Source organism: Streptomyces abyssalis (genome assembly GCF_001751365.1).
GTDB classification, from domain to species: domain Bacteria; phylum Actinomycetota; class Actinomycetes; order Streptomycetales; family Streptomycetaceae; genus Streptomyces; species Streptomyces abyssalis.
This window is the reverse complement of the sequence record NZ_LJGT01000041.1, coordinates 1406765-1422217: the sequence shown is the minus strand read 5'-3', so window position 1 is coordinate 1422217 and position 15453 is coordinate 1406765. Positions and strand designations below refer to the sequence as shown.

Annotated in this window: 11 protein-coding genes; 6 read left to right on the top strand and 5 right to left on the bottom strand. The window is 70.8% G+C overall.

Going from position 1 to position 15453, the window contains the following annotated elements; all coding sequences use genetic code 11:
* Positions 1-78: 78 nt before the first annotated feature.
* Both miaB and AN215_RS26905 read right to left on the bottom strand, forming a co-directional pair.
* The gene (gene miaB, locus AN215_RS26910; RefSeq protein WP_070010603.1) at positions 79-1587 is read right to left on the bottom strand and encodes a tRNA (N6-isopentenyl adenosine(37)-C2)-methylthiotransferase MiaB; all 1509 of its coding nucleotides are present in this window, start codon (positions 1585-1587) and stop codon (positions 79-81) included.
* Positions 1588-1698: 111 nt separating this feature from the next.
* Positions 1699-2604 carry an oxidoreductase gene (locus AN215_RS26905; protein ID WP_070010604.1) on the bottom strand — a complete coding sequence of 302 codons (906 nt, stop codon included), beginning with the start codon at positions 2602-2604 and terminating at the stop codon, positions 1699-1701.
* A gap of 99 nt (positions 2605-2703) precedes the next feature.
* Here AN215_RS26905 and AN215_RS26900 point away from each other — a divergent pair, with 99 nt between their 5' ends.
* Together AN215_RS26900 and AN215_RS26895 are read left to right on the top strand one after the other, a co-directional pair.
* Positions 2704-3294: a TetR/AcrR family transcriptional regulator gene (locus AN215_RS26900; protein ID WP_070010605.1), complete on the top strand. Its 591-nt coding sequence runs from the start codon at positions 2704-2706 to the stop codon at positions 3292-3294.
* Between the two features lie 138 nt (positions 3295-3432).
* On the top strand, positions 3433-4455 hold the full coding sequence (locus AN215_RS26895) for a TAXI family TRAP transporter solute-binding subunit (RefSeq protein WP_070010606.1): 1023 nt from the start codon (positions 3433-3435) through the stop codon (positions 4453-4455).
* Positions 4456-4604: 149 nt separating this feature from the next.
* On the opposite strand, the gene AN215_RS26890 is transcribed toward AN215_RS26895, so the two are convergent.
* On the bottom strand, positions 4605-6794 hold the full coding sequence (locus tag AN215_RS26890; protein ID WP_070031262.1) for a WD40 repeat domain-containing serine/threonine protein kinase: 2190 nt from the start codon (positions 6792-6794) through the stop codon (positions 4605-4607).
* 268 nt (positions 6795-7062) lie between these two features.
* Between AN215_RS26890 and AN215_RS26885 the strand changes: the two genes are divergently transcribed.
* Both AN215_RS26885 and AN215_RS26880 read left to right on the top strand, forming a co-directional pair.
* The gene (locus AN215_RS26885) at positions 7063-7506 is read left to right on the top strand and encodes a RidA family protein (RefSeq protein ID WP_338057942.1); all 444 of its coding nucleotides are present in this window, start codon (positions 7063-7065) and stop codon (positions 7504-7506) included.
* Between the two features lie 291 nt (positions 7507-7797).
* On the top strand, positions 7798-10842 hold the full coding sequence (locus AN215_RS26880) for an alpha-mannosidase (RefSeq protein WP_070010609.1): 3045 nt from the start codon (positions 7798-7800) through the stop codon (positions 10840-10842).
* Positions 10843-10943: 101 nt separating this feature from the next.
* Here AN215_RS26880 and AN215_RS26875 read toward each other — a convergent pair whose 3' ends face one another.
* Together AN215_RS26875 and AN215_RS26870 are read right to left on the bottom strand one after the other, a co-directional pair.
* On the bottom strand, positions 10944-12407 hold the full coding sequence (locus AN215_RS26875; RefSeq protein ID WP_070010610.1) for a sensor histidine kinase: 1464 nt from the start codon (positions 12405-12407) through the stop codon (positions 10944-10946).
* Positions 12408-12434: 27 nt separating this feature from the next.
* Complete coding sequence (locus tag AN215_RS26870) at positions 12435-13157, bottom strand: response regulator transcription factor (protein WP_070010611.1); 723 nt, start codon at positions 13155-13157, stop codon at positions 12435-12437.
* Positions 13158-13432: 275 nt separating this feature from the next.
* Between AN215_RS26870 and AN215_RS26865 the strand changes: the two genes are divergently transcribed.
* Together AN215_RS26865 and AN215_RS26860 are read left to right on the top strand one after the other, a co-directional pair.
* Complete coding sequence (locus AN215_RS26865; protein ID WP_070010612.1) at positions 13433-14209, top strand: amino acid ABC transporter ATP-binding protein; 777 nt, start codon at positions 13433-13435, stop codon at positions 14207-14209.
* 288 nt (positions 14210-14497) lie between these two features.
* A complete protein-coding gene (locus AN215_RS26860; protein ID WP_070011300.1) occupies positions 14498-15418 on the top strand; it encodes a glutamate ABC transporter substrate-binding protein in 921 nt (306 codons plus the stop codon).
* Positions 15419-15453: the final 35 nt, after the last annotated feature.

Below are 15453 nucleotides of genomic sequence, written 5' to 3'. Positions count from 1 at the left end.
GCGTAACCACACGGTGCGGACCGGTGCCGCTCCCGGGTTCTGCGCCGGCCGGACGGCCTGAGTGCGCTCCGGTACGCGTCAGCAGACGGCGCAGCCGCTGCCGCCCGCGTCGGCCGGCAGCGGTTCCGGTACGCCGACGGCCGGCAGACCGAGCATCACGCCTTGCTGACCGGCCGCGTCGCGGGGCGCGGCGTTCCGTGCCTCCCACGCGTCGCCCGCGCGCGTACGCCGCACAGAGGCCGGCGGCGCCTCGGCGAGCAGGTGGTGCGGCGCCGCGTAGGTCACCTCCGCGGTGACCATGTCGCCGGGGCGCACCGGTTCGGCGGGGCGGGCGAAGTGCACGAGCCGGTTGTCGGGAGCGCGCCCGGACAGCCGCTTCGTGGCGTCGTTCTTGCGGCCCTCGCCCTCGGACACGAGCAGTTCGAGCGTGCGTCCGACCTGCTTCTTGTTCTCCTCCCAAGAGATCTCCTCCTGGAGGGCGACGAGCCGTTCGTACCGCTCCTGGACGGTCTTCTTGGGGATCTGTCCGTCCATCTCCGCGGCGGGCGTCCCCGGCCGCTTGCTGTACTGGAACGTGAACGCCTGAGCGAAGCGCGCCTCCCGCACGACGTGCAGCGTCTCCTGGAAGTCCTCCTCGGTCTCGCCGGGGAAGCCCACGATGATGTCCGTCGAGATCGCAGCGTGCGGCATCGCGGCGCGGACCTTCTCGATGATGCTCAGGAAGCGCTCCTGCCGGTAGGAGCGCCGCATCGCCTTCAGCACCCGCGACGAGCCGGACTGCAGGGGCATGTGCAGCTGCGGCATCACGTTGGGGGTCTCGGCCATGGCCGCGATCACGTCGTCCGTGAAGTCGCGCGGGTGCGGGGAGGTGAAGCGGACGCGCTCCAGGCCCTCGACGCGGCCGCAGGCGCGCAGCAGCTTGCCGAACGCCTCGCGGTCGCCGATGTCCGAGCCGTAGGCGTTGACGTTCTGCCCGAGTAGCGTGATCTCGGTGACGCCCTCGGCGACCAGCGCCTCCACCTCGGCGAGGATGTCGCCGGGCCGGCGGTCCTTCTCCTTGCCGCGCAGCTGCGGAACGATGCAGAAGGTGCAGGTGTTGTTGCAGCCGACGGAGACGGACACCCAGGCCGCGTACGCGCTCTCGCGCCGCGTCGGCAGCGTCGAGGGGAACGCCTCCAGCGACTCGGCGACCTCGACCTGCGCCTCCTCCTGGATGCGGGCACGCTCCAGGAGCACCGGCAGCTTGCCGACGTTGTGCGTGCCGAAGACGACGTCGACCCAGGGGGCCTTCTTCACGATCGTCTCGCGGTCCTTCTGCGCCAGGCAGCCGCCGACAGCGATCTGCATTCCGGGGCTCGCGGCCTTCTTCGGCGCGAGCTGACCGAGATTGCCGTAGAGGCGGTTGTCGGCGTTCTCCCGCACCGCGCAGGTGTTGAAGACGACGAGGTCCGCGGCACCGCCGTCGCCGCTCGGGCCCTCGGGCGCGCGCACGTAGCCCGCCTCCTCCAGCAGGCCAGCCATCCGCTCGCTGTCGTGGACGTTCATCTGGCAGCCGAACGTCCGCAGCTCGTAAGTCTTCGCAGTCATCTCAGTCGGACAGGGTACGCGCTCGGGCGCGGCGCACGCCCGCCGCTTCCGGGGTCCCCGCTCGCGGCGGGCCCCGTCACCGCTGCCCCCGTTGCCGCAGCAGGCCGCGGCTCAGGCGCGTCCGGAGGCGGCCGGGGCGAGCGGGAAGGCGACTCCGGTCAGGCTCTCGGAGAGGCCCCAGAGCCGTTCGGCGTCGCGCTCGTTGCGCGCGGCCGCGCTCCTGCGGGCGGGCGCCGGGTACCCACGGCTCTCCATGAGGCCGCCGGGGCCGGTGTAGCTGCCGCTGGGCAGTGGCTGCGTGGCGGCGTAGAGCGTGGGCAGGGCGCCCATCTCGTCCCGTTGGGCGACCAGCCGGTTCGTGACGGTCATGAACGCGTTCTCCACCTTGCTGCCCGAGTGCGACTGCAGGTTCGTAGCGGCGTAGCCGGGGTGTGCGGCGTGCGCGGTGACCGGTGAGCTCACGGCCTCCAGCCGCCGGGCCAGTTCGGCGGTGAACAGCAGGTTCGCGAGCTTGGACTGCCCGTATGCCCGCCAACGGCTGTAGCCGCTGTGGGAGTTGAGGTCGTCGAAGGCGATGCGCCCCATGCGGTGGGCCGTGGACGAGACGGTCACGACGCGGCCGGTGATGTGCGGCAGCAGGAGGTTGGTGAGGGCGAAGTGGCCGAGGTGGTTCGTGCCGATCTGCATCTCGAAGCCGTCGGCGGTGCGGCGCTCGGGTATCGCCATCACGCCGGCGTTGTTGATCAGGAGGTCGAGCGTGCCCTGCCACTCCTCGGCGAAGGCGCGTACGGAGGCGAGGTCGGCGAGGTCGAGCCGCCGCACCTCGGTGCTGCCCGGCACCGTGGACGCGGCGGCCTCACCGCGTGCGGTGTCCCGCACGGCGAGGACGACGTGGGCTCCGGCGCGGGCCGTCTCGCGTGCCGTGATGAGGCCGAGTCCGCTGTTGGCCCCCGTCACGACGACGGTGCGGCCCGAGAGGTCGGGGAGTTGCTGCGCTGTCCATGCGGAAGTAGTCATGGGAGGGAATGTAGTCAGTGACTACATTCGTCGTCAACGCCGTTGCGCCAAGTGTCCGTTGACCAGGGAGGCAAACAAGCAGTCGAGTACTCTGCCGCCATGCGCGCCCGCTCGTACCACCACGGCAATCTCCGAGCCGCCCTTCTCGCACGGGCCGAGGAGACGGTGCGTGAGCGTGGAGTGCAGGCGCTCTCCCTGCGCGAACTCGCCCGCGAGACCGGCGTCAGCCACGGCGCCCCCCGCCGCCACTTCGGCGACCGGCAGGCGCTGCTGGACGCGCTCGCCGAGGACGGATTCGTACGCCTCGGCCAGGCCCTCGACGGAGCCGTACGGGACGCCGAACCGGATTGCACCGCCAGGCTCCAGGCCCTCGCAGGCGCGTACGTCCGGTTCGCAACGCGGCACGCGGCCCTGCTGGAGCTGATGTACACCGGCAAGCACCGCGAGGGCGCCGAGTCCGTGCACGCGGCGGCGGAGCAGGCGTTCGCGGTCTCCCTGGGCGTCATCTCGGAGGCGCAGGGGTCGGGCGAACTCGTACCCGGCGACCCGGAGTCCCTGGCGCAGGTGGCGCTCGCGACGCTCCACGGGCTCGCCGCGATGGCCAACAGCGGGATGCTCGACGTGGAGGAGCTGGAGACCGTCGTTCCTGACGCCGTCGAGAGGCTGCTCTCGGGGCTGCGCCGGCGTTGACCGCGCCCGGGCGCCGCGGCGCCAGGCCACGTCAGGACTCCGGGCACCCGGCCAACGCATGCACCGGGAGTCCCGCCGGGGAGGCGGCCGGCTCCCCGGCCTCGCTTCCCGCGCCCGCGGCTGGCACGATCACCGTCCATGGCCGGTCTCCCCCGAATCGCACACCTCACGGGCGGCCGCCTGCGCCCCGGCAGGCGGCGCGTGCTCCGCGCCGCGGCGGCCGCGGCCGTCGTGCTCAGCCTGCTGCTGTGGTGGCTGGTGCCCAGCGGCAGCACATCCCCGAGCGGCAACGTCTCCTTCGCCACCGGGGTGCCCACGGGGGTCTACGCGCGCTACGGCACCCTCCTCCAGGACCGGGTCCACCGCGAGATGCCCGACGTCCGGCTGCGGCTGCTTCCCAGCCAGGGCTCGGTGCAGAACCTGGACATGGTCACTTCCGGCAAGGCCTCCTTCACCATCGCGGCCTCGGACGCCGTGGCCACCTACCGCGACGGGAAAGAACCGGGAGCCGACCGGCTGCGCGCGTGCGCCCGGCTGTACGACGACTACATCCAGCTCGTCGTCCCGGCGGGCTCGGGCGTACGCAGCGCGAGGGATCTCAAGGGCATGCGGGTCGGCGTCGGCCAGGAGCGCTCCGGCGTGAACCTCATCGCGGGACGCCTGCTGCGCGCCGCGGGCCTCGACGTGGACAAGGACGTGCACGCGGTGCGTCAGGGCATCGACCGCATGCCCGGTCTGCTGGAGAAAGGCAGGATCGACGCCTTCTTCTGGTCCGGCGGCCTGCCGACGAGCGCCATCGAGAACCTCTCCGCCAAGACCAACATCCAGCTCGTGCAGCTGGGCGACCTGGTGGAGGAACTCCACGCCCTGCAGCCCGAGACGCGCCACTACCGGGCCGCCGTGATGCCCGCCGACGCCTATCCGGCGGTGCAGCAGGGAGAGCCCGTCAACACCGTGGCCGTCGCGAATCTGCTGGTGACCACGGACCGTACGGACACCGCCCTCACGGAGGGCATGACCCGCGCCGTGCTCAACAGCCGTGACCAGATCGGCGAGAAGGTGCACGCGGCGCAGAAGGTCGACAGGCGTACGGCGATCTACACGGCACCGCTGCCGCTGCACCGGGGCGCCCGCGACTACTACAGGTCGGTGAAGCCGTGAGGCGTCGCAGCGAGCGGGGCGCGCCAGGCAGTTGGCGGCTGACGGCTGACGGCTGACGGCTGACGGCTGAGGACAACCGACTGACAGCTGACTGCTACGGGCTGACGGCTGACAACCGGTGAAAATTGTCAGCCGTCAGCTGCCCCATGTCAGCCGTCCTTCGCAGTCTTCCAGAGCCGCACCTTGCCGTCCTCGGCCGCGGTTGCGAGGAGCCGGCCGCTCGGGCTGAAGGCCAGGCCGCTCACACTGTTCTTGTTGCCCTCCAGGACGGCACGTGGTTCGCCGTCTGCCAGGTCCCACAGCCGCACCTCACGCCAGTGGGCGGTGGCGACCGTCTCGCCGTCCGGGCTGGACGCCACACCGTCGGCCGAGGTGAATCCTCCGTCGTTGAGGGGCTCCGTCTCACCACCGCCGGCCACATCCCACTGCCTGATCTTGTCCGACGAACTGACCGTGACCAGGGTCCTGCCGTCCTGACGGAACGCCACACCCGTGACGCTCCTGGAGTGACGCAGGCTGTGGCGTTCCTTGTGGCCCGCCACGTCCCACAGCTTCGCCGTGGGCGTCAGGCCCCCGGCCGGTTCGTAACCCGCGGAGGCCACCGACCGGCCGTCCGGGCTGAACTCGACGTCCCACACCGGCAGGCCGTGGTCGAGAGTGGCGAGGTCACGGTCCTTCCGGCTGCCGGCGTCCCACAACCGCACCTTGCCGTCCTCGCTGCCTGTGGCGAGCAGCTTGCCGTCCGGGCTGAAGGCGACGTCCCGGAGCGGATCCGAGTCACTCGCGACAAAGGTGGCGGTCTGCTTGCGCTCGGCCACGTCCCACAGCCCCACCGTTCCGTCGCCGGCGGCGGCCGCGAGCGTCCTGCCATCGGGACTGAACTCGACGCTGGAGATCCCGATCACCTGCTCCTGGCCGTCTTCGTCGCGCTGGGTGAGGGTGGCCAGCTGTTCGCGCCCGGCTACGTCCCACAGCCGCACCATGCCCTGCTGGACACCGGCGGCGAGCGTCTTCCCGTCCGGACTGAACGCCACGTCGCGAACCGCGTCGTTCGGGCTGGTGAGCGTCGCCGTGGGCTTGCGCCAGGGAGGAGAACCATCGCGTTCGGGAAGGAAGAGAAGGGCGGATATCAGGGCGGAGACAAGAAGGAAGGCGCCGAGCGCGCTCCAGACGACCCACGCACCTGACTCTCCGGACGCGGAAGAACCAAGGGCGGCATGCGGGTTCGGGGAGTACGCACCCGGCGGAGCCGGGCTCACAGGGCGGGCGTCCGGCGCCTGACGAGGCGTCCCCTGCGCCGGGTCCTGCCTCGTCGGAGGCGGCGCGGGCGCCGCGGCCGCGCCCGGCGAACCCGGCAGGACGGGTTCGGCGGGGTGAGCAGGCCGGGTCGGAGCCGAGTGGACGTCGACGACCGTGCCTTCCGGCGCGGGCGTACTGCGGCAGAGCTGGATGACCTCGGCGGGGGTCGGCCGCCGCTGAGGGTCCTTCTCCAGGCAGCGGGCGGCGACCGTACGGAGGGGCTCGGGGCAGTCGCCGAGGTCGGGTTCCTGTTCGAGGATGCGGTAGGTGACGCTGTGTGCGCTGCCACCGCCGAACGCGAGCCCTCCGGTGGCGGCGAAGTGCGCGACGAGCCCGAGGGCGAAGATGTCGACGGCCTCGGTGAGGGCCTGCCCTCTGATGTATTCGGGCGCCATGTACGCGGGCGTCCCCGCGCGCATCCCCGTACCGGTCACCGAAGTGACGTCCGCGGCGCGTGCGATGCCGAAGTCGATGACCTTGGGACCCTCCGCGGTGAGGATGATGTTGGAGGGTTTGAGATCGCGGTGGATCACGCCCGCGGCGTGGATCGACTGCAGGGCTTCGGCCACCCTCGCGATCAGCACCAGTGCGGCATCGACCGGCAGCGGACCTCCCTCTGGACTGCCTCCGGGGAGACCGCCGTCGTCGACGGCCTGCTGAAGGGAGGGCCCGGGGACGTATGCCGTGGCCAGCCAGGGCTCGTCGGCCTGCAGGTCCGCGTCGACGACGGGCACGGTGTAGAGCCCCTGCACCCGCCTGGCCGCGGCCACCTCCTGCTCGAAGCGCTTGCGGAACGCCCCGTCGCCCGCGTACTCGCGGTGCACGAGCTTGACCGCAACCTCGCTGCCGGCCGGGGTGTGCCCCAGATAGACGCGGCCCATCCCGCCTGCGCCGAGGACGGCCTCCAGCCGGTACGGACCGACCTCGGCCGGATCGGCGGACCCGAGCGGCCGGTGCGGCGGCGGAGTGGTCGGCCAGCCCGGTCGCTGTCCGCCGCCGGCAGGCGGAACCGCCGGGCGGCCATGGCCCAGTTGAGACATGCCGACTGTCCCCCCGCTGATCTTCTGCGACCGCACCCCGCCGTCGGCCCCCTGATGCGGCGAGGACCGCCCAGCGGTCCCGGCCCCCGCCCGCCCCCGGCTCCCAGGCCGAGGCCTGGCGGGGTGTCCGAGCGAGCCACAGGTTAGACGACCCCGACACCGCTGAACAGATCTCCCCGGTGCCTCAGGACCGCCGGACCGCATTGCCCGCTCCCCCTCCGGAGCGGCCCCCAACTCGGCCTGCCGCGCCGGGTGTCGACGCCTGCGGATGCGTTCCGGCGGAGCGCTCTGGGATCATGGTGCGATGGAACACAGCCGGCAGACAGTCAGTTCGGGATCGCCGCTCGAACCACGGATCGGGTTCTCACGGGCGGTCCGCAAAGGCGCGCATGTTGTGGTTGCCGGTACTGCTCCCATCGGCGACGACGGGAACACCGTGGGACAGGACGACGTACACGCCCAGACCGTCAGGTGCCTGGATGTGGCAGAGAGTGCGTTGAAGGCAGCGGGAGCCTCGCTGCAGGACGTCGTGCGGACCCGCGTCATGCTCACCGACGTGTCGCGGTGGAGGGAGGCCGCGCAGGCTCACGGAGAGCGGTTCGCCTCGGTCCGTCCCGCAGCCACCTTCGTCGAGGTCTCACGGTTCATCGATCCCGACTGGCTCGTCGAAGTGGAGATCGACGCCATCGTGGACCAGGCCGGGGAACCGTAGGCGCCCTCCGACAGGCCCGTTCCCGGCGCTCCCGGGTCGTTCCCCCCGCTCCGCGGTTCGGCAACAACCAACCGTGTGGAACTGACCGCCTTCCGGCGTGCGGATGCCGACGTCTGCCGCCAATTGCCCGTTCTCCGGGTCCAGGTACGAAGCGTCGTGCCGCCGTGCCTCCAATACGCGACCACGGGCCGAAACACAACGCTGTCTTCGCGGCCCGCATGATGGCAGGCTCCTCACCAGGTCGAACGTAACGAGCACAGCACCCGAGGACCCGTAGATCGGAGCAGCCGCATGCACGACGACCGCCGCATCGTTGAGGACCGCCTGCGCCGTGTCCTGGCCGAGCGGATCAAGCCCGCCGTATACAGCAGCCCTTTCCCCCTGACCGTGGAACGCTGGGACGTCCCGGGAGAGCCGGTGCCCGTCGCGGAGGGGCTCGCCGCCACGTACGCGCCCTCGAAGGCCGGTGAGCGATGGGGCCCGGCGTGGGGCACGACGTGGTTCAAGGTCACGGGGCAGGTGCCGCAGGAGTGGCAGGGCCGCACCGTCGAGGCCGTGCTGGATCTCGGTTTCGAGCGGAACATGCCGGGCTTCCAGTGCGAGGGCCTGATCTACCGGGCGGACGGCGAAGCGGTCAAGGCGCTCAATCCCCGTAACGACTGGGTCCGCATCGCCGAGGCGGCGGCCGGAGGCGAGGAGGTGGAGCTGTTCGTCGAGGCTGCGGCGAACCCCATCGTCAACACGCCCCAGACGCCGACGTACCAGGGCGACAGGCTCACCGCCGACGACCGCCCGCTCTACCGGCTGCGGCGGATGGACCTCGCGCTCTTCGAGACCGAGGTGTGGGAGCTGGTCCAGGACCTGGAGGTGGCAGGTTCGCTGATGCGGGAGCTGCCCCTGGAGGACGCGCGGCGCTGGGAGTTGCTGCGTGCCATCGAGGATTCCCTGGACGCTCTCAGCCTGCATGACATCGTTGGCACCGCCTCCGCCGCGCGTGCCGCGCTCAGCGGTGTGCTCTCCACGCCCGCGCGCCCCTCCGCGCACCGGATCAGCGCCGTCGGGCACGCGCACATCGACTCGGCGTGGCTGTGGCCGGTGCGCGAGACCGTACGGAAGGTCGCGCGTACGGCGTCGAACATGGTCAACCTGATGGACGACCACCCCGAGTTCGTCTTCGCCATGTCCTCCGCGCAGCAGCTGGAGTGGATCAAGAACTACCGGCCCGAGGTCTACGCGAAGGTCAAGAAGAAGGTGGCGGACGGCCAGTTCGTACCGGTGGGCGGCATGTGGGTCGAGTCCGACACGAACATGGTCGGCGGAGAGGCCATGGCGCGGCAGTTCGTCTACGGGAAGCGGTTCTTCCTGGAGGAGTTCGGCGTCGAGACGAAGGAGGTGTGGCTGCCGGACTCCTTCGGCTACACGGCGGCGATGCCGCAGATCGTGAAGCTGGCGGGGGCCAAGTGGTTCCTGACGCAGAAGATCTCCTGGAGCGAGACGAACAAGTTCCCGCACCACACCTTCTGGTGGGAGGGCATCGACGGCACGCGCGTCTTCACGCACTTCCCGCCCGTCGACACCTACAACTCCGACCTGGGCGGCGCCGAGATGGCGCACGCCGCACGCAACTACCGAGAGAAGGGCGGCGCTTCGCGCTCGCTCGCGCCCTTCGGATGGGGCGACGGCGGAGGCGGTTCCACGCGCGAGATGCTGGCGCGGGCGGAGCGGCTGAAGGATCTGGAGGGCTCGCCGCGGGTGACGGTCGAGAAGCCCTCGGCGTTCTTCTCCAAGGCACAGGAGGAGTACGCGCAGAAGGCGCCCGTCTGGGCGGGCGAACTGTATCTGGAGCTGCACCGCGGCACGTACACCTCACAGGCCAAGACCAAGCAGGGCAACCGGCACAGCGAATCCCTGCTGCGCGAGGCCGAGTTGTGGTCGGCGACGGCGGCCGTACGCACCGGGCACACCTACCCGTACGAGCAGCTGGACGAGCTGTGGAAGACGGTGCTGCTGCACCAGTTCCACGACATCCTGCCCGGCTCGTCGATCGCGTGGGTGCACCGCGAGGCCCGGGAGACGTACGCGCGGGTGCGGGCCGAACTGGAGGAGATCATCGCGGGCGCGCAGGCGGCCCTCGCCGGCGACGGCGACGAGCCGGTCGTCTTCAACGCCGCGCCGCACGCGCGCGACGGCGTGGCCGCCGGTGGCGCGGCGCCGGCCCGGGAGCGCACCGGCGGGACGCCCGTCACGGCCGAGGCACGCCCCGGCGGCGGCTGGGTCCTGGCCAACGGGCTGCTGCGTATCGAGGTCGACGGGCGCGGCCTGGTCGTCTCCGCCTACGACAAGGACGCCCGCCGCGAGAGCGTCGCACCGGGCGAGGCGGCCAACCTGCTCCAGATCCACCCGGATCTGCCCAACCACTGGGACGCCTGGGACGTCGACTCCTTCTACCGGCACAACGTCACCGACCTGACCGGTACGGACGAGCTGGATCTGGCCGAGTCGGGCGAGGAGAGCGCGACCGTACGCGTCGCCCGCTCGTTCGGGGACTCGACGGTGGTGCAGCGGCTGACACTGCGCGCCGGTTCGAAGGTGCTCGACATCGACACCGAAGTGGACTGGCACGAGAGCGAGATGTTCCTCAAGGCGGCCTTCCCGCTGGATGTGAAGGCGGACCGATCGGCGGGTGAGACGCAGTTCGGGCACGTCTTCCGTCCGACGCACACCAACACCTCATGGGAGACTGCCAAGTTCGAGATCTGCGCCCACCGCTGGCTGCAGGTGGAGGAGCCGGGCTGGGGTGCCGCGCTCGTCAACGACTCGACGTACGGGCACGACGTGACCCGTGCCGTCCGCGAGGACGGCGGCCAGACCACCACCGTGCGGCTGTCGCTGCTGCGGGCACCGCGCTACCCGGACCCGGAGACCGACCAGGGCACACACCGGCTGCGCTTCGCGCTCGCACCGGGCGCGAGCGTGGGCGACGCGGTGCGGGAGGGCCACTGGATCAATCTGCCGGAGCGCACGGTGCGGGGGGCCGGCGGCACCGTCGAGCCGCTGATCGGCGTCGACAACGACCAGGTCGTGGTCGAGGCGGTGAAGCTGGCGGACGACCGCAGCGGGGATGTCGTGGTGCGGCTGTACGAGTCGCACGGCGGGCGCGCACGAGCGGTGCTCCGTACGGGCACACCGGTGACGTCCGTGACCGAGACGGATCTGCTGGAGCGGCCGCTGGAGGAGACCGCCGCGACCTCCGCGCACGTACTGTCACCGGACGGTTCCGTGGAGGTGACGATGCGCCCCTTCCAGATCCTCACGCTGCGCTTCGCGAAGGCGTAGCGGGGCGCGCACGCCGTGCGGGGGCCTGCCGGAGCGGGCCTCCGCACGGGCCCGGCAAGAGTCGCTCCGGGCCACGGCCCCCGGCTCTCCGTGTCAGCGGATCACCGGGGTCGCTTGATCAAGGAGACGACCTGCCCGGGCGCCTTGCCGTCCCGGCCGCCCTCGTCGCCGTCGTCGGCCGTGGGCGGATTCCGCGGCACCGTGATCAGGACGCGCAGTCCCTTCGGTTCGTTGTGCGCGTACGCGAGCTCCGCGCCGCCCGACGCCAGCAGCGCCCTCGTGATGGACAGGCCCAGCCCTGAGCCGGAGATGTTCTGGTGCCGGTTGCTGCGCCAGAAGCGGTCGCCGATCCGCTCCATCTCCTCCTCGGTGAGCCCCGGCCCGTGGTCCGCGACCTCCACGGTGACGCTGTCGCCCTCCCGGGAGACGCTCACGGTGACCCGCTCGCCCTCCGGCGTGAACTTGATGGCGTTGTCCACGACCGCGTCCAGGGCGCTGGAGAGCGCGACGGGGTCCGCCCATCCCGTCACCGCCTGCGGCCCCGCCGACTCCAGCACACAGCCCCTGATGTCGGCGACCGGACGCCACGCCTCCACTCGCTCCGCCGCCAGCTCCGCCACGTCCGTCACCCGCAGGTCGGCCGAGGCGTGTTCCGCCAGAGCCAGGTCGAGCAGGTCGTCCAGCACCCGTGCCAGCCGGTTCCCCTCGGCCTGTACGGACTTGAACTCCTCCTCGCCTTCGGGCAGTTCGAGCCCGAGCAGCTCGATGCGCAGCAGCAGGGCGGAGAGCGGGTTGCGCAGCTGGTGCGAGGCGTCGGCCACGAAGGCGCGCTGCTGCTCCAGCACGTCCTCGACGTTGTCGGCCATCTCGTTGAAGGAGCGGGTCAGCCGCCGCAGCTCCGGAGGACCGCCCGAGACGGCGACGCGGGACTTGAACCGGCCGACGGCGATCTCGTGGGCGGCCCGGTCCAGGGTCCGTACGGGGCGGAGCACCCAGCCCGTCAGGCGCAGGGCCAGACCCACGGCGAGCAGCGTCGCGGCGGCCTCGCCCGCGATGATCGGCAGCCAGCCCTGCAGGATGCGCGAGCGCAGATGCCCGGTCGGTGAATCGGTGAGCACCACCGCCGCCACGTCGCCGTCGCGGATGACCGGCGAGGCGACGGCGATGCGTCCCTCCTGCCAGGGCCACACCTGCGCGGGGTCGTGGCTGCGCCGTCCGGCGAGCGCCTCGGCGAAGGCGTCGGCGCCCTGCCCGGAGTCGGGCACGTTCCAGCCGTCGGGGGCCACGGCGAGGGCGCGGCCGTCGCGGAGGAAGACGCCGGCCTCGATGCCGTAGAGGGAGTGATACCGCTGCAGCTCGTCCTGGAGTATCGCCCGGCGCTCGCCCTCGTCCGGTGAGGAGGCCACGAACTGGGCGAGCGCGGCGAAGCGGGCCGTGTCGTCGATGCGGTCGACGACGACGCGCTGCTGTTCGGCTGCGGCCTGGCTGGCGGCGAGCGGGAAGCCCAGGGCGAGCAGCACACCGGCGAGCAGGACGAGCAGGAGTGGCAGCAGACGGGCGTGCATCCTCTTACGGCCCCCGGTCCCCTGCGGCTAGACGGTCTGTGACGGCTCGACGAGACGGTAGCCGACGCCCCGTACCGTCTCGATCAGCGCGGGCAGGCGCAGCTTGGAGCGCAGCGACGCCACGTGCACCTCCAGCGTCCGGCCCGTCCCCTCCCAGCTGGTGCGCCACACCTCGCTGATGATCTGCTCGCGGCGGAAGACGACGCCGGGGCGCTGCGCGAGCAGGGCCAGCACGTCGAACTCCTTGCGTGTCAGCGAGACGGCCGTGCCGTCCACGCACACCTGCCGTGTGGGCAGCTCGATGGTGACGGCTCCGACGCGGAGGGTGGAGTCCGCGGGGACGCTGTCGTCGCGTGCAGTGCCCTCGCTCTCGTCGGGGACGGCCGCCCGGCGGCTGACGGCGTGGATGCGGGCGAGCAGCTCACCGGTGTCGTACGGCTTGACCACGTAGTCGTCGGCGCCCAGGTTGAGGCCGTGGATGCGGGAGCGCACGCCGCCGCGCGCGGTCACCATGATCACGGGAGTGCTGCTTATCTTCCGGATGCGGCCGCAGACCTCGAAGCCGTCCTGGTCCGGCAGCCCCAGGTCGAGCAGGACGACTCCGAAGGGAGCCACCTCGTCGGAGGGCAGCAGCTCACGCAGTGCCTCCTCGCCGCTGCGGGCGTGCACCACGTCGAAGCCGTGGCGCTCGAGCACGGCTGAGAGAGCCGCGGCGACGTGATTGTCGTCCTCGACGAGCAGCAACCTCACTCGGGCCTCCCTCCGCGATGCCGTCCCGGTGCGCGGCGGGCCCGCGCACAAGCACTGCATCCACCCGTATCGGCGCAGGTGAGTCAAGGGGCTCCTGATCCCACCGGCTTTCCGTCATGCAGCCGGTACGACAGACTACGGATTCCGCGGCGATCGTGCGTGCGGGTGACGACCGCGACGGGATCGTTATGCTCAATTTCCCCTCAGATGTAATGACGCTGGTGGCGGTAGCTCATTAGTGTCCTCGCAACCGACGAGGACGGAGCTACACGCCGATGAGCGAAGTATCGGTGACCAAGGACGCCGCGCCGGCCGCGGAAGATCTGGTCGTACTGGACAACGTCAACAAGCACTTCGGTGCGCTGCATGTGCTCCAGGACATCGACCTGAAGATCGCGCGCGGAGAGGTCGTCGTCGTCATCGGGCCCTCCGGGTCGGGCAAGTCCACCCTGTGCCGCACGATCAACCGTCTGGAGACGGTCGACTCGGGCCACATCTCCATCGACGGGAAGCCGCTCCCGCAGGAGGGCAAGCCGCTGGCGAAGCTGCGTGCGGACGTCGGCATGGTCTTCCAGGCGTTCAACCTCTTCGCGCACAAGACGGTGCTGGAGAACGTGATGCTGGGGCAGACCAAGGTCCGCCGCACCGAGAAGCAGGCCGCCGAGACGAAGGCACGTGCCCTCCTCGACCGCGTCGGCGTCGGCAACCAGGCCGACAAGTACCCCGCACAGCTCTCCGGGGGGCAGCAGCAGCGGGTGGCCATCGCCCGCGCGCTCGCCATGGACCCCAAGGTGATGCTCTTCGACGAGCCCACGTCGGCGCTCGACCCCGAGATGATCAACGAGGTCCTCGAGGTGATGAAGCAGCTCGCCGACGAGGGCATGACGATGGTCGTCGTCACACACGAGATGGGGTTCGCACGCTCGGCCGCCAACCGCGTCGTCTTCATGTCGGACGGGCGGATCGTCGAGGAGGCGACGCCGGACCAGTTCTTCAACAACCCCCGCAGTGACCGGGCGAAGGACTTCCTTGCGAAGATCCTTCATCACTGATGTGCCGCTGAGCGGAACCTTCCGAGCGGGATTCGGTCGGTTCCTGGCAGATCAGCCCAGTTCAGAGAGCAGTTCCGAGCAGATCTGCGAAGCAGATCCCAGTCCAGCCAGCAACGCCCCCGCAACGACCGCCGGCCCCAGCCGCCCCGGTTCACCGGCCGTCCGGCTGCCACCCCACCGGCAGCCGGAGGCCGGACCCGCGGCAGCCGCCCGCACCGCCGGCGACCCGCACGACCGGCGGCGTAACACCGCCGACCAGCAGAACACCGAGCGCAAGGGATGCCCATCATGAAGTTCCGGAAGACCGCCGCCTCGGCGGCCGTGGTCCTCACTCTCGCCCTGTCCGCCACAGCCTGCGGTGGCAAGGAAGGCCCCGCCGGTGACAAGCCCGGCGGCGACACGGACACCAAGGCGCTGCCGGAGTACAAGGTCGCCAAGGACGTCAAGGTCGACTCGCCCGTGCTGAAGAAGGCACAGAAGCGCGGCAAGCTGATCATCGGCGCCAAGTCCGACCAGCCCTACCTCGGCTTCCAGGACCCCTCGTCCAAGAAGTACGAGGGCTTCGACATCGAGGTCGCCAAGATGGTCGCCGCCGACCTGGGCTTCGACCCGGAGAAGGACGTCCAGTTCAAGACGATCGACTCGTCCGTCCGCGAGACCGCGATCTCCAAGGGCCAGGTCGACCTGATGGTCGGCACGTACACGATCAACGACGAGCGGAAGAAGCAGGTCAGCTTCGCCGGCCCGTACTACATGGCCGGGCAGGACCTCCTGGTCCGCAAGGACGAAAAGTCGATCAAGGGCCCGGACAGCATCAAGGGCAAGAAGGTCTGCTCCGTCACCGGTTCGACGCCGCTGCAGAACCTGAAGGACAACAAGTCCAAGTTCGGCGCCGAGCCCGTCGAGTTCGGCAAGTACACCGACTGCGTCAAGCAGCTCCTCGACGGCCAGGTCGACGCCATGACGACCGACGACGCCATCCTCAAGGGCTACGCCGCCGAGCGTCCCACCAAGCTCAAGGTCGTCGGCGAGACCTTCAGCGAGGAGCCGTACGGCATCGGCCTCAAGAAGGACGACAAGGAGCTGCAGAGCGCCGTGCTCGACGCCGTCGAGGCGCACCAGAAGGACGGCAGCTACAAGAAGGCCTACGACGCGACGCTGGGCCGCTCCGGTTCGAAGTTCGAGGAGCCGCCGGCCCTCGAGCGCTGACCGACTCTCCGGGATGCGCCGGCGTATCAGACAGC